Below are 13,230 nucleotides of genomic sequence, written 5' to 3'. Positions count from 1 at the left end.
AACTAAATGTTTGCGCGGCGGGTGTACCCACAGCGGCGAAGTCCGGGGTGTGGGAGCTTCAGACGTCCACCTCTACCGAGTCCCCGTGCAACTCCATCAACTCGCGCCGCGCCGCCGCCTCACCCTTGCCCATCAGCTTGGTGATCAACGCCTCGGTCTGGCCAAAATCAATGGCCCCCAGGGCCACCGGCAACAGACGACGCGTATCCGGGTTCAGCGTGGTGTCCCACAACTGCTCGGCATTCATCTCGCCCAGGCCCTTGAAGCGGCTGATGGTCCAGGCGCCTTCGCGCACGCCTTCCTTGCGCAGCTTGTCCAGAATCACGGTGAGCTCGCCTTCGTCCAGCGCGTAAGCCTTGCTTGCAGGCTTCTTGCCGCGCGCCGGTGCATCCACGCGGAACAGCGGCGGACGCGCGACAAACACGTGCCCAGTCTCGATCAGCTTGGGGAAGTGGCGGAAGAACAGCGTGAGCAGCAAGACCTGGATATGGGAACCGTCCACGTCCGCGTCGGACAAGATGCAGACCTTGCCGTAGCGCAGGCCGCTCATGTCGGGCTCGTCATTGGGGCCGTGCGGGTCCACGCCGATGGCCACCGAGATGTCGTGGATTTCGGTATTGGCGAACAGGCGGTCGCGGTCTACTTCCCAGGTATTGAGCACCTTGCCGCGCAGGGGCAGCACGGCCTGGTTTTCCTTGTCGCGTCCCATCTTGGCGCTGCCGCCCGCAGAGTCGCCCTCCACCAGGAACACCTCGTTGTAGAGGATGTCGCGGCTCTCGCAGTCGGTGAGCTTGCCGGGCAACACGGCCACGCCGGAGCTCTTGCGCTTTTCCACCTTCTGGCCAGCCCGCTGGCGGGTTTGTGCCGCCTTGATGGCCAACTCGGCCAGCTTCTTGCCGTATTCCACATGCTGGTTCAGCCACAGCTCCAGGGCTGGACGCACAAAGCCGGAAACCAGCCGCACCGCATCGCGAGAATTCAGCCGTTCCTTGATCTGCCCCTGGAACTGCGGGTCCAGCACCTTGGCCGAGAGCACATAGCTTGCGCGCGCAAACACATCCTCAGGCATGAGCTTCACGCCCTTGGGCAACAGGCTGTGGAAGTCGATGAAACTCTTGACGGCGGTGAACAGGCCGTCGCGCAGACCACTTTCATGCGTACCGCCTGCGCTGGTGGGAATCAGGTTGACATAGCTCTCGCGCACGGGCTGACCGTCTTCGGTGAAGGCCACGCACCAGGTGGCGCCTTCGCCATCGGCAAACTGCTCACTCTGGCTGTCGGCAAATCCTTCACCATCAAACAGCGGAATCACCGGCTCGGCGTTGAGCGACTGCATCAGGTAGTCGCGCAGACCGCCTTTGTAGAGCCAGGTCTGGGTTTCCTTGGTCTTTTCGTTCAACAGGGAAACACTGACGCCGGGCATGAGCACCGCCTTGCTGCGCAGCAAGTGGGTCAGCTCGTTCATGGGCAACACAGCGGACTCGAAATACTTGGGATCGGGCCAGACGCGCACGGTGGTGCCGGACTTGCGGTCGCCTTCGCCCACTTTGCGCACCTGCAGCGGCTCGGTCACGTCGCCGCCTTCAAACACGATGCGAGCCACCGATCCTTCACGGTAACTGGTGGCCTCCAGGCGCTTGCCCAGGGCGTTGGTTACGCTCACGCCCACGCCGTGCAGGCCGCCGGAGAAGCTGTAGGCACCGCCCTTGCCCTTGTCGAACTTGCCACCGGCATGCAGGCGGGTGAACACCAGCTCAATGACCGGGGCCTTTTCTTCGGGGTGCATGCCAAAGGGAATGCCGCGGCCGTCGTCTTCGATGGATACCGAACCGTCCACATGCAGGCAGACCTTGATCTTCTTGCCGTGCCCGGCCAGCGCTTCGTCGGCGGCGTTGTCCAGCACTTCCTGGATGACGTGCAGCGGGTTGTCGGTGCGGGTGTACATGCCCGGGCGCTGCTTGACCGGCTCCAGGCCCTTGAGGACGCGGATGGAGCCTTCTGAATAGTCGGAATTGGATGAGGGGGGTTTGGCTGACATAGGCGCGCATTGTAGTGGGTGATTGATTTTTCACTGTACAAAAAGACAGCCAACCGCGGCACGCGGCTGATTGTCACGTCGGCAACAGGGCTGGTACGGGACTACGTTCCTGACCTTATACAGATTGGCTACATTAGGTGGCATGCCTGAAACACAAAAACGTATATCCATACTTCAGTTGCTCGTCTGCGGCGCCATGATCGTCACGCTGGCCATGGGCGTTCGCCATGGCTTTGGTCTGTGGCTGCAGCCCATCACGCAGGACCGTGGCTGGAGTCGCGAAACCTTTGCTTTTGCCATTGCCATCCAGAATCTGGCCTGGGGTGTGGCCGGCATCTTTGCCGGCATGCTGGCTGACCGGTTTGGCTCTTTCCGGGTGATTCTGGTAGGTGCGGCCGCCTACTGCCTGGGCCTTTTGGGCATGGCTTACGCTGACAGTGGCCTGCTGTTTGCAATGAGCGCCGGCGTGCTGATCGGTGTGGCCCAGTCGGGCACCACGTATGCGGTGGTGTATGGAGTCATCGGTCGCAATGTGCCAGCAGACAAACGTTCCTGGGCCATGGGAGTCACGGCGGCGGCAGGATCTTTCGGGCAATTTCTGATGGTGCCCACCGAGGGGTTTCTGATCAGCCATTTCGGCTGGCAGCAGGCTTTGGTATTGCTGGGATTTGCGACCCTGCTGATAGCACCGCTGGCCTGGGGGCTGCGTGAGCCGGATTTCGGCGGCCATGCCCATATGCACCGGGATCAATCCATCCTGCAAGCCATGCGCGAGGCCTTCAAGTACCCCAGCTTCCAGTTGCTGATGGCGGGCTATTTTGTCTGCGGCTTCCAGGTCGTATTCATTGGCGTACACATGCCCAGCTATCTGAAGGACAAGGGGCTTTCGCCTCAGGTGGCGAGCTACGCCTTGGCCCTGGTGGGGCTTTTCAACGTGTTCGGTACCTACGCCGCCGGCGTGCTAGGCCAGCGCCTTGCCAAGCGCAAGATCCTGGCGTTCATCTACCTTGCCCGCTCGGTCGCCATCACCCTGTTCCTGCTGGCGCCGCTGACGCCTGCGTCGGTCTATCTGTTTGCCAGTGTGATGGGGCTGTTGTGGCTTTCAACGGTACCAGTCACCAATGCCACTGTGGCGCAAATTTTCGGGGTGGCCCACCTGTCCATGCTGAGCGGCTTTGTGTTTTTCAGTCACCAGATCGGTTCCTTTCTGGGCGTATGGCTGGGTGGCTATCTGTATGACAAGACCGGTAGCTACGACAGCGTCTGGCTGATCGCCATTGCCCTGGGTGTGGCAGCCGCACTGGTCAATCTGCCCATCAAGGAGCGCGCCATTGCGCGCGCCGTACAGCCGCAATCGGCCTGAACCCCATGCGACGCAACGCGCGCTGGTCCGTGATGCTGGTGGTTGTGGCCTTGCTGACTGCGGTGTTCGCCCTGTATAGCAGAGCGGACTTTCTGGTGCAGCTCAGCAATCAGCTATGGTCCTGCTTTTAGCCCCTGAGTCCGAATGACAACTGCCGCTGCCCACAACCTTTCTGCACCATCCCCCTGGATCACCCGATGGACGCATCTGCTCGCTGCAGACTGCTCCGTGCTGGACGTGGCCTGTGGCGGCGGCCGTCATCTCCAATGGTTTGCGGAACGTGGTCACGCCGTGTGGGGTGTGGACAAAGACATCGCTGCCGCGCAGCAGAACGTGCCGCAAGCCCATCTGCTGCAGGCCGACATTGAAACTGGGCCCTGGCCATTGGCCGATGCAAACGGCCTGCGCACCTTCGGTGCCGTGGTCGTCACCAATTACCTCTGGCGGCCATTGCTGCCCACACTGGTGAGCAGCGTTGCGCCGGGTGGGTATTTTCTGTACGAAACCTTTGCCGCGGGCAACGAAACGGTAGGCCGCCCGTCCCGTCCCGACTTTCTTCTGCAGGCTGGCGAACTGTTGCAGGCATGTGCCGGAATGCAGATCGTGGCCTATGAGAATGGTTTTTTGCCGTCTCCTGACCGGTTTGTCCAACGTATCGTGGCTTTTGCCCCAGCTTTACCAGATGCCGGACATTTGGAAATGGCGCGGCACACTCTCTAGGTAAAATGCGCGTTTACCGAACTATTGGCACTCCATGAACTCTTCACACGGTCCCTTGCGGGGCAGCATTGTTGCCCTGGTTACCCCTATGCTCGAAGACGGAGCGGTGGATTACGCGGCACTGCGAAAGCTGATTGACTGGCACATTGCCGAAGGAACTGACTGCATCGGTGTCGTCGGCACCACAGGCGAGTCCCCCACGGTCAGTGTTGAAGAACATTGCGAAATCATCCGCGTGTCAGTGGAACAGGCTGCAGGCCGGGTACCCATCATGGCGGGTTGCGGCGCCAATTCCACCAAGGAAGCCATCGAGCTGGCGCGCTTCGCCAAGAAGGTTGGCGCAGACAGCCAGTTGCAGGTTGTCCCCTATTACAACAAGCCCACGCAGGAAGGCCAGTACCAGCATTTCAAGGCCATTGCAGAAGCCGTGGACCTGCCGGTCATTCTCTATAACGTGCCCGGCCGCTCGGTCGCCGATATGGCGCACGACACGGTGCTGCGTCTGGCTCAGGTGCCCGGCATCGTCGGCATCAAGGAAGCCACCGGCAACATTGAACGCGCGCAGTGGTTGATCAAGGAAGCGCCTCAAGGCTTTTCCATCTACTCCGGCGACGACCCCACCGCCGTGGCGCTCATGCTCTGCGGAGGACACGGCAATGTGAGCGTGACCGCGAACGTGGCACCGCGCCTCATGCACGAGTTGTGCATGGCGGCCATTGCCGGGGACGCGGCCGGCGCCATGGCTATCCAGCGCAAATTGCTTCCGCTGCACAAAGCTCTGTTTGTTGAATCCAACCCCATCCCCGTGAAGTGGGCAGTAGCACGCATGGGCCTCAGCGAGGGCTATCTGCGCCTGCCGCTGACCACATTGACACAACCCAGCCAGCAGATGCTGGAAGGTGTGATGCGTTCCACCGGCTTGATTTAAGCCACGTACACCAAGGAAATTTGTGAAATCGATTATTCAAGTGACCGCATTGGGCACAGCCCTGGCATTGGCCGGCTGCTCAGCGCTGGAATCCGACAAGGTGGACTACCGCAGCGCAGCCAAAGCGCCAACGCTCATTGTTCCGCCGGATCTGACACAACTCTCCAAAGACACCCGCTACACCATGGTCGACGGTGCCGTATCCGCCTCCAGCGTGAAAACCGTAGATACCACGGTCAGCAAGGCACCCGTGGCGGTTCCCGAGCTCGGTGACGTTCGCGTGGAGCGGGCAGGCAACCAGCGCTGGCTGGTAGTCAAGCGCCCTGCCGACAAGCTGTGGGAGCCTGTCAAGGATTTCTGGCAGGAAAACGGCTTTCTGCTGGCCATGGACCAGAGCAATCTGGGCATCATGGAAACGGATTGGGCCGAGAACCGCGCCAAGATTCCACAGGACTTCATCCGCAACTCCATCGGAAAGATACTGGACTCCGTGTATTCCACTGCCGAACGGGACAAGTTCCGTACGCGCCTGGAAACCAATGCCGCCGGCGAAACCGAGATCTACATCAGCCACCGTGGGTTGGTGGAGGTCTACACTACCGAGCGCTCCGACAAGACAATTTGGCAACCTCGCGCAACCGACCCCGAGTTGGAAGCTGAATTTCTGCGTCGCCTGATGGTGAAGTTGGGAGCGTCCACTGAGCAGGCCAAATCCCAGATTGCCAACACCGCCGCCGCCAAATCGCTGGCCACCCTTGCCACACAGAATGGGCACCCGGTCGTACAGATCAGCGAAGGATTTGATCGCGCCTGGCGCCGCGTTGGACTGGCGTTGGACCGCACAGGCTTCACTGTGGAAGACCGCGACCGCAAACAAGGCATTTATTTCGTGCGTTACGTCCCCACCGATGTCGACAGCACGGAGCCGGGCTTTTTCAGCAAGCTCTTCGGCAGCTCGTCCAAGCAGGCTGAAGCGACCAAATTCCAGGTTGCACTTAAGAGCCAGGGGGACGTCACCACCGTGTCCGTACTAGATAGCAAGGGCGCTCCCGATACCTCCGCGAGCGCGCAACGCATTGCCAAGGTCATCGTGGACGACATCAAGTAAGCCAGTCCTTGCGACACCCGTCGCAAGCAACAAAAAAGCCACCCGAAGGTGGCTTTTTTGTTGCCAGTAAATAAATTACTTGGCTGCAGATGCGTCAGCAGCAGGAGCGGCAGCGGGAGCAGCAGCAGATGCGTCAGCAGCAGGAGCGGCAGGAGCAGCAGCAGGTGCGGGTGCAGGAGCAGGAGCTTCTTCTTTCTTACCGCAAGCAGCCAGGGCAGCAGCAGCGATCACAGCTGCCAAAACGAGAGATTTGTTCATGGTTATAGACTAAAGTGAGTTAACGAAACAATTTCCGGAAATTGTCTTGGTGGCAAGCCCCCAAGACCCCGACAAGAAGCATTCGATCTCTTTTTGTCAGAGCCCCGAATTATACATAAGCGCAACAGGCGTACAGGGAAAACCCTTTCCGGCACCTCATAAACCCAAGGTACTGGCCGGAAAACCTGGTGAACTTTGGCGTTTACGCTCCTCCAATTCCTCGCGCAATAACAGCCGCATGCGTGGCTCCGTGCTTCCCGCTCCCGTACTGCGCACCAAATCAAGGCGCCGAAGTGCCCAGGTAGGCGTCCACAGTGCACTGGGGAATTCCGATGGCTCCACACCCTTGCATACGCGGCACTCCACCAGATGATCCCAGCGAATACGCCACTCCACAAAACGATGGTGGACGCGGCGCATGGCGTCGAAACGATGGGCCAGCAGCGTGAGTTTGCGGCCCTTGCGCGACCAGGCGTTCAGGGCGTCTATGGTGGCTTTCTCGTGCAAAGGCCAATCTTCAAAATTGGCGTCGCTCCATATCATTTCAGACCACTGCGCTGTAGCGGCATGCAGCAAGGCACCGCGAACAGCATCTGCAAATGCCGACGGACCTGCAAAGGGCCCCTGCAGCAAAGGTGCCGGGGTGCCATCGCCAGTGGCTTCAGTCGAGACCATGCAACCATCCGTCCTCGCACCATTGCATCAGCAGATCCTGCGCAGGCTCGCTGAGTTTTTCCACATCCCGAGCCGACAGTTCCCGGGCATTCGCAAGCGAACGCATTAGCCGAGCATCGCTGCCAGCAGCGCGGAAGCTTTCGCCATTGATGAAGACATGTTTGCTGTCATACAGCATGCGCGTGCGCCGGTCCAGACGCACGCCACCGCCCTGGCTGGATTCACCTGCATGGAACCACACATGGGCTTTGGGTTCGGTCAGGATTTCACCCAACGAGCGCTGCAATGCCAACGGGTCCTTGAGTGCTGCCTGCAGCGCTTCCTGGGCAAACTGCACCATGGCTGCCGGAATTTCCGCGCTGGTGCTGACGGCCTGCTGCTGCGGATCGCGATAGATTGCAGTACCCGCCTCATCAGCCGCCTGCTCGGCCAAGCACTGCAGCAGCTCCCGCGCCATTTCACCTTTGGCTGGCGACCGAAAACCAATCGAATAGGTCATGCACTCGCCCACCGCAATGCCATCGTGTGCATAGTGCGGCGGCAGGTACAACATGTCGCCCGGTTCCAGCACGAACTCCTGCTCCGGTATAAAGTTGGCCAGTATCTTGACCGGCATGTCCGGCACCAGGCTCATGTCCTTCTGGCGTCCGATGCGCCATCTCCGACGCCCATGGGCCTGCAACAGAAACACGTCGTAGCTGTCAAAGTGCGGCCCCACGCCACCGCCGTCCGTGGCATAGCTGATCATCAGATCATCCAGTCGCGCATCGGGGATGAAGCGGAATTGCTGCATCAACTGGTGCACGCGCTCGTCATGCAGGTCTACGCCCTGCACCAGCACCGTCCAACCTGCCTGCTTGAAAGGCGGCAGTGACTTGCGCGCGAAAGGGCCGTGCTTGAGACGCCATTTGCCCTGCTTGTCGGCCTGCGCCTGCACCACCAAGCGCGACTCCACATCGTCCTGCGCAGCCAGATCGACCAACTCGGCGCGGTCCAGCAAGGGCGCAAAGCCCGGAATGGCCGCGCGAATCAGCAGGGGCTTTTTCTCCCAGTAACGGCGCATGAAGGTATCTGGTGACAAGCCGCCCAGCAGCTGTAGAGGGTTTTTTATGTTCATGGGACAATTCTGCATGGAAATTTCTCAACAATGCGTGGTTGCCCTGACCTGGACGCTGAAAGATACTTTGGGCGAAGAACTGGACGTGCTGGACGATCCGGTGGAGTTTTTGATCGGCGGCCATGACCTGTTCCCCACGATCGAGGAAGCGCTGCAGGGCCACAGTGCCGGTGCCACACTCAATCTGCAGATTGAGCCGGAGCAGGCGTTTGGCGATTTCAACGACCAGCTCATCTTTCTGGAGCCGCGTGCGCTCTTTCCCGCCGACCTGGAAGAAGGCCTGACCATGGAAGGATCCGCTCTGCCTGCGGGATGCAACCCCGACGCGCCCAAGGACGCGCTCTACACCATCACCGATATCTACCCGGAACACGTCGTGCTGGATGGCAACCACCCACTGGCCGGCATTGCCATTCGCATCACACTCAACGTGCACACCGTGCGTGAAGCCACCGAAGAAGAAATCGGCCGCGGCTCCGCCGGCACCGGCTTCTTCCGCATCCAGCCCCTGCACACCGAAGTCCCCGGCGACGACACCCTCCACTAGCCATCAGAAAACCCGTGGAACCGGCTCCGCCGGGCCACTGGGTTTGTCCCCTGCAAGGGGAGAGGCGGCTACACGCAGTGAGCCGCAACAGGGGTGTATCAATTCTTCCCAGTAGAGCCGTACCCACCCTCCCCGCGCTGGGAAGCAGGAAACTCCTGAACGATATTGAAGCGGGCCTGCGCCACCGGCACGATGACCAGTTGAGCGATTCGCTCCATGGGCTCGATGGTGAAGGCGGTGGAGCTGCGATTCCAGGCGCTCACCATCAGTTGGCCCTGGTAATCGCTGTCAATGAGTCCCACCAGATTGCCCAGCACGATGCCGTGCTTGTGGCCCAGACCGGAGCGCGGCAGGATGAGCGCTGCATAACCGGGGTCTGCCAGATAAATGGCCATTCCGGTGGGAACCAGTTGCCAGGCGTTGGGGCGCAGCGTCAGCGGCTCATCCAGACAGGCGCGCAAGTCCAGCCCCGCACTTCCGGGTGTGGCATAGGCCGGCATGTTGTCGTTGAGGCGGCTGTCGAGAATTTTGACGTCGATTTGCATGCTTGTTCTTTTCAGTGAAATGATTCGGAAAAAGAGGCGAATTGCGCCCCTTGAGTATTCAAGCGGTCGCGCTGGCCAGGCGGGCGGCAATGTCGGCCACCAGCTGCCGTGCCAACGCAAGTTTGTTGTTGCGCGGAATTTCGCGCGAACCGTTGGCATCCACCAGCAGCAAGGCATTGTCATCCTGGCCGAACGTGGCAGGACCAATATTGCCCACCAGCAGGGGCACGTTCTTGCGCGCGCGCTTCGCCGTTGCGTGGGCCAGAAGATCATGGCTCTCTGCGGCAAAGCCTACGCAATACAAAGCCCCGCTGGTCGCGCGCGCAGATTTCGCAAGCGTAGCCAGAATGTCCGGGTTCTCCACAAATCCAAGTTGCGGCACCTGGCCCGAACCGTCCTTCTTGATCTTCTGTTGGGCTGAGTTTTCCGGACGCCAATCGGCCACGGCCGCAGTAGCGACAAAAACGCTGGCAAGTGGTGCTTGTCGCAGGCATGCGTCCAACATGTCCTGTGCTGAAACCACGTCGATACGGTCTACACCGCGTGGCGTAGCCAGTGCCACCGGCCCGGCAACCAGTGTCACCGTGGCACCGGCTTCCTGTGCTGCCCGTGCCACGGCAAAGCCCATCTTTCCGCTGGACAGATTGGTGATGCCGCGCACGGGATCAATGGCTTCAAACGTGGGGCCAGCAGTCACCAGCACGTGGTGCCCCGCCAAAACCTTCGGCTGAAAGAACGCAATCACATCCTGTAACAATTCCTGCGGCTCCAGCATGCGGCCATCGCCAGTCTCGCCGCAGGCCTGCAGGCCATTGCCCACGCCGAGCAACGTGGCGCCATCGGCCTTGAGCTGCGTCATATTGCGTTGCGTAGCAGGATGCGCCCACATCTCGCGGTTCATGGCCGGAGCAATCAGCAGAGGCACGCGATCCATGGGACGTGCCAGACACATCAGGCTGAGCAGGTCGTCCGCACGTCCGTGCAGGAGCTTGGCCATGAAGTCGGCACTGCAGGGGGCTATCAGAATGGCATCGGCCTCACGGCTGATGTTGATGTGCGGCATGTTGTTGGGCTCACGCGCATCCCATTGCGAGGTGAATACCGGCCGATTGCTCAGCGCCTGCATGGTCACCGGCGTGATGAATTGGGCCGCCGCCTCGGTCATGACCACCTGCACCGTGGCGCCTTGCTTGATCAGCGCACGGCACAACTCGGCAGCCTTGTAGCACGCGATGCCGCCGGTGAGCCCCAGAACAATATGTTTGCCGTTCAAGTCCATGGTGTGTGCGCCTGGGCGCGGTATACAGATGGGCTGCAATGTAGCAGAGCGTCAAAGGGTCGTGCGGGCACACGTATAATCTCGCTTTACCACCTCATCGAACCTTTCGGTTCGCCCCTGACATGACCAAATTTGTCTTCGTCACCGGCGGTGTGGTGTCCTCCCTTGGCAAGGGAATCGCCTCAGCCTCCTTAGCTGCGATCTTGGAATCGCGAGGCCTCAAAGTCACTTTAATCAAGCTCGACCCCTATCTCAACGTAGACCCTGGAACCATGTCGCCCCTGCAACATGGCGAGGTCTTCGTCACCGACGACGGCGCAGAAACTGATTTGGACTTGGGCCATTACGAGCGTTTCATTGAAACGCGCATGCGTAAATCCAACAACTTCACCACCGGCCAGATCTACCAGAGCGTGCTCGACAAGGAGCGCCGTGGCGACTACCTGGGCAAGACCGTGCAGGTCATTCCCCATGTCACCAACGAGATCCAGGAGTTCGTCAAGCGCGGCGCGCGCTACGGCGAACCCGATGCGGTCGATGTGGCCATCGTCGAAATCGGCGGCACCGTGGGTGACATCGAGTCCCTGCCCTTCCTCGAAGCCGTGCGCCAGATGAGCCTCAAGCTCGGTCCCAACAACAGTGCGTTTGTGCACCTGAGCTACCTGCCCTGGATCGCCGCAGCCGGTGAGCTCAAGACCAAACCGACCCAGCACACGGCCAAGCAATTGCGCGAGATTGGTATCCAGGCCGACGCCCTGATCTGTCGCGCCGACCGCAAGGTGCCCGATGAAGAGCGCGAAAAGATTTCGCTGTTCTCCAACGTGCCCGAATGGGGCGTCATCTCCATGTGGGATGTGGACACCATCTACAAGGTGCCGCGCATGTTGCACGAGCAAGGCCTGGATGGCCTGATCTGCGACAAGCTGCGTCTGAACACACCGCCTGCCAACCTCAAGCGCTGGGACGATCTGGTCTACGAGACCGAGCATCCGCAAGGTGAAGTCTCTATCGCCATGGTCGGCAAGTACGTGGACCTGTCGGACAGCTACAAGTCGCTCAACGAAGCGCTACGCCACGCTGGCATGAAGAACCACGTCAAGGTCAAGATCGAATACGTAGACTCCGAAACCATCACGCCCGACAGCGTGTCCCAGCTGGCGCGCTTTGACGCCATTCTGGTCCCCGGGGGATTTGGCAAGCGTGGCATCGAAGGCAAGATTGCAGCGGCCCGCTTTGCACGTGAAGGCAAGGTGCCCTACCTCGGCATTTGCCTGGGTATGCAGGTTGCTACCATCGAATTTGCCCGCCATGTGGCCGGCCTCAAGGACGCCAACAGCACCGAGTTCGATCCGCTAAGCCCCAACCCCGTCATCGCCCTCATCACCGAGTGGAAAGACGCGGACGGAACCATCAAGACGCGCGACCAGAACTCCAACCTGGGCGGCACCATGCGCCTGGGTGCACAAAGTTCCGACGTGGCCCAACACACGATTGCGCACGACATCTACGGCGACGTGGTGACCGAGCGCCATCGCCACCGCTACGAAGCCAACGTCAATTACCTGGACAAGCTGCGCGCCTCCGGCCTGGTGATCTCTGCGCTGACACAGCGCGAGCAACTCACCGAGATGGTCGAACTGCCGCAAAGCGTGCACCCCTGGTTTGTCGGCGTGCAATTCCACCCCGAGTTCAAGTCCACTCCCTGGAATGGCCATCCGCTGTTCAATGCCTTTGTGAAAGCTGCTCTGGACCACCAGACCCAGGGCAAGAACTTGAAAGTTGCCGCATGAAACTGTGTGGTTTCGACGTCGGCCTGCAACACCGCATCTTTCTGATCGCGGGCCCCTGCGTCATCGAGTCCGAGCAATTGCAGATGGACACGGCCGGTACGCTCAAGGAAATCACCCAGGCGCTGGGCATTCCCTTCATCTTCAAGAGCAGCTTTGACAAGGCCAACCGCTCCAGCGGCACCAGCTTTCGCGGCCCCGGCATCGACAAGGGGCTGGAGATTCTTGCCAAGGTCAAGCGCGAACTGGGTGTGCCGATACTGACGGACATCCACTCGGAGGACCAGATTGCCCAGGTCGCGTCTGTAGTGGACGTGTTGCAGACGCCCGCCTTCCTGTGCCGACAGACCGATTTCATCCATGCGGTGGCGCAGAGCGGCAAGCCCGTCAACATCAAGAAGGGCCAATTCCTGGCACCGGGTGACATGAAGAATGTCATCGACAAAGCCCGTGCTGCCGCCAAGGCGGCCGGACTGAATGAAGACAACTTCATGGCCTGTGAACGCGGCGCCAGCTTTGGCTACAACAATCTGGTGAGCGACATGCGCTCACTGGCCATCATGCGGGAAACCGGCGCACCCGTAGTGTTCGACGCCACCCACTCGGTACAACTGCCGGGCGGCCAAGGCACCAGTAGCGGCGGCCAGCGCGAGATGGTGCCGGTGCTGGCACGTGCGGCTGTGGCCGTGGGTGTGGCCGGGTTGTTCATGGAAACCCATCCAGACCCCAGCAAGGCGTTGAGCGACGGCCCCAATGCGGTACCGCTCAAGCACATGAAGGCATTGCTGGAAACCCTGGTGGCACTGGATTCCGTAACCAAAAAGACACCGTTTCTGGAAAACAATTTCCAGTAATGGGTGCAAGA

The 13,230-nt window shown here is 60.3% G+C and carries 14 protein-coding genes; 8 read left to right on the top strand and 6 right to left on the bottom strand.

Annotated elements, in window-relative coordinates; all coding sequences use genetic code 11:
• Positions 1-58: 58 nt before the first annotated feature.
• Positions 59-2,038, bottom strand: coding sequence for a DNA topoisomerase IV subunit B (locus AC1RMF_RS00575; RefSeq protein ID WP_493138719.1), 1,980 nt, complete (start codon positions 2,036-2,038; stop codon positions 59-61).
• A 142-nt stretch (positions 2,039-2,180) separates the two neighbouring features.
• Between AC1RMF_RS00575 and AC1RMF_RS00570 the strand changes: the two genes are divergently transcribed.
• From AC1RMF_RS00570 to bamC, 5 genes are read left to right on the top strand one after another with little or no spacing between them, the layout of a single operon-like run.
• Positions 2,181-3,401 carry an MFS transporter gene (locus tag AC1RMF_RS00570; protein ID WP_493138717.1) on the top strand — a complete coding sequence of 407 codons (1,221 nt, stop codon included), beginning with the start codon at positions 2,181-2,183 and terminating at the stop codon, positions 3,399-3,401.
• Positions 3,402-3,406: 5 nt separating this feature from the next.
• Positions 3,407-3,532 (top strand): hypothetical protein, encoded by a 126-nt coding sequence (locus AC1RMF_RS00565; protein WP_342618095.1) that lies wholly within the window; start codon positions 3,407-3,409, stop codon positions 3,530-3,532.
• Between the two features lie 13 nt (positions 3,533-3,545).
• Positions 3,546-4,121 carry a class I SAM-dependent methyltransferase gene (locus tag AC1RMF_RS00560; RefSeq protein WP_493138714.1) on the top strand — a complete coding sequence of 192 codons (576 nt, stop codon included), beginning with the start codon at positions 3,546-3,548 and terminating at the stop codon, positions 4,119-4,121.
• A 34-nt stretch (positions 4,122-4,155) separates the two neighbouring features.
• The gene (dapA, locus tag AC1RMF_RS00555; RefSeq protein ID WP_493138712.1) at positions 4,156-5,049 is read left to right on the top strand and encodes a 4-hydroxy-tetrahydrodipicolinate synthase; all 894 of its coding nucleotides are present in this window, start codon (positions 4,156-4,158) and stop codon (positions 5,047-5,049) included.
• A 22-nt stretch (positions 5,050-5,071) separates the two neighbouring features.
• Complete coding sequence (gene bamC, locus AC1RMF_RS00550) at positions 5,072-6,157, top strand: NlpB/DapX family lipoprotein (protein WP_493138711.1); 1,086 nt, start codon at positions 5,072-5,074, stop codon at positions 6,155-6,157.
• Positions 6,158-6,232: 75 nt separating this feature from the next.
• Here the strand turns inward: bamC and AC1RMF_RS00545 are convergent, their stop codons facing one another.
• The 3 genes from AC1RMF_RS00545 to AC1RMF_RS00535 all read right to left on the bottom strand — a co-directional run bounded on the left by AC1RMF_RS00545 (position 6,233) and on the right by AC1RMF_RS00535 (position 8,207).
• On the bottom strand, positions 6,233-6,415 hold the full coding sequence (locus tag AC1RMF_RS00545) for a hypothetical protein (protein ID WP_493138709.1): 183 nt from the start codon (positions 6,413-6,415) through the stop codon (positions 6,233-6,235).
• A gap of 156 nt (positions 6,416-6,571) precedes the next feature.
• On the bottom strand, positions 6,572-7,090 hold the full coding sequence (locus tag AC1RMF_RS00540; protein WP_493138707.1) for a hypothetical protein: 519 nt from the start codon (positions 7,088-7,090) through the stop codon (positions 6,572-6,574).
• Positions 7,077-8,207 (bottom strand): JmjC domain-containing protein, encoded by a 1,131-nt coding sequence (locus tag AC1RMF_RS00535; protein WP_493138705.1) that lies wholly within the window; start codon positions 8,205-8,207, stop codon positions 7,077-7,079. The genes AC1RMF_RS00540 and AC1RMF_RS00535 overlap by 14 nt, the downstream gene beginning before the upstream one ends.
• A 13-nt stretch (positions 8,208-8,220) precedes the next feature.
• Here AC1RMF_RS00535 and AC1RMF_RS00530 point away from each other — a divergent pair, with 13 nt between their 5' ends.
• On the top strand, positions 8,221-8,754 hold the full coding sequence (locus AC1RMF_RS00530) for an FKBP-type peptidyl-prolyl cis-trans isomerase (protein ID WP_342618102.1): 534 nt from the start codon (positions 8,221-8,223) through the stop codon (positions 8,752-8,754).
• Between the two features lie 98 nt (positions 8,755-8,852).
• On the opposite strand, the gene dut is transcribed toward AC1RMF_RS00530, so the two are convergent.
• Complete coding sequence (dut, locus tag AC1RMF_RS00525; RefSeq protein ID WP_342618103.1) at positions 8,853-9,299, bottom strand: dUTP diphosphatase; 447 nt, start codon at positions 9,297-9,299, stop codon at positions 8,853-8,855.
• Between the two features lie 58 nt (positions 9,300-9,357).
• Complete coding sequence (coaBC, locus tag AC1RMF_RS00520) at positions 9,358-10,578, bottom strand: bifunctional phosphopantothenoylcysteine decarboxylase/phosphopantothenate--cysteine ligase CoaBC (RefSeq protein WP_493138702.1); 1,221 nt, start codon at positions 10,576-10,578, stop codon at positions 9,358-9,360.
• A 122-nt stretch (positions 10,579-10,700) separates the two neighbouring features.
• Here coaBC and pyrG point away from each other — a divergent pair, with 122 nt between their 5' ends.
• Entirely contained in the window at positions 10,701-12,368 is a 1,668-nt protein-coding gene (gene pyrG / locus AC1RMF_RS00515) for a CTP synthase (RefSeq protein ID WP_342618105.1), read from the top strand.
• A complete protein-coding gene (gene kdsA, locus AC1RMF_RS00510; protein WP_342618106.1) occupies positions 12,365-13,219 on the top strand; it encodes a 3-deoxy-8-phosphooctulonate synthase in 855 nt (284 codons plus the stop codon). Before pyrG ends, kdsA begins: the two co-directional genes overlap by 4 nt.
• The last annotated feature ends 11 nt before the right edge of the window (positions 13,220-13,230 follow it).

It is taken from the genome of Rhodoferax sp. GW822-FHT04A08 (assembly GCF_058801025.1).
This window is presented reverse-complemented; position numbering and strand designations above follow the sequence as displayed.

Excerpts from the sequence above, each read along its gene's own strand:
- pyrG (WP_342618105.1), top strand. The coding sequence starts at position 10,701 with ATGACCAAATTTGTCTTCGTCACCGGCGGTGTGGTGTCCTCCCTTGGC.
- AC1RMF_RS00560 (WP_493138714.1), top strand. The coding sequence starts at position 3,546 with ATGACAACTGCCGCTGCCCACAACCTTTCTGCACCATCCCCCTGGATC.
- AC1RMF_RS00545 (WP_493138709.1), bottom strand. The coding sequence starts at position 6,415 with ATGAACAAATCTCTCGTTTTGGCAGCTGTGATCGCTGCTGCTGCCCTG.
- AC1RMF_RS00570 (WP_493138717.1), top strand. The coding sequence starts at position 2,181 with ATGCCTGAAACACAAAAACGTATATCCATACTTCAGTTGCTCGTCTGC.
- AC1RMF_RS00530 (WP_342618102.1), top strand. The coding sequence starts at position 8,221 with ATGGAAATTTCTCAACAATGCGTGGTTGCCCTGACCTGGACGCTGAAA.
- AC1RMF_RS00575 (WP_493138719.1), bottom strand. The coding sequence starts at position 2,038 with ATGTCAGCCAAACCCCCCTCATCCAATTCCGACTATTCAGAAGGCTCC.
- AC1RMF_RS00565 (WP_342618095.1), top strand. The coding sequence starts at position 3,407 with ATGCGACGCAACGCGCGCTGGTCCGTGATGCTGGTGGTTGTGGCCTTG.
- AC1RMF_RS00540 (WP_493138707.1), bottom strand. The coding sequence starts at position 7,090 with ATGGTCTCGACTGAAGCCACTGGCGATGGCACCCCGGCACCTTTGCTG.
- kdsA (WP_342618106.1), top strand. The coding sequence starts at position 12,365 with ATGAAACTGTGTGGTTTCGACGTCGGCCTGCAACACCGCATCTTTCTG.
- dapA (WP_493138712.1), top strand. The coding sequence starts at position 4,156 with ATGAACTCTTCACACGGTCCCTTGCGGGGCAGCATTGTTGCCCTGGTT.
- AC1RMF_RS00535 (WP_493138705.1), bottom strand. The coding sequence starts at position 8,207 with ATGAACATAAAAAACCCTCTACAGCTGCTGGGCGGCTTGTCACCAGAT.
- coaBC (WP_493138702.1), bottom strand. The coding sequence starts at position 10,578 with ATGGACTTGAACGGCAAACATATTGTTCTGGGGCTCACCGGCGGCATC.
- dut (WP_342618103.1), bottom strand. The coding sequence starts at position 9,299 with ATGCAAATCGACGTCAAAATTCTCGACAGCCGCCTCAACGACAACATG.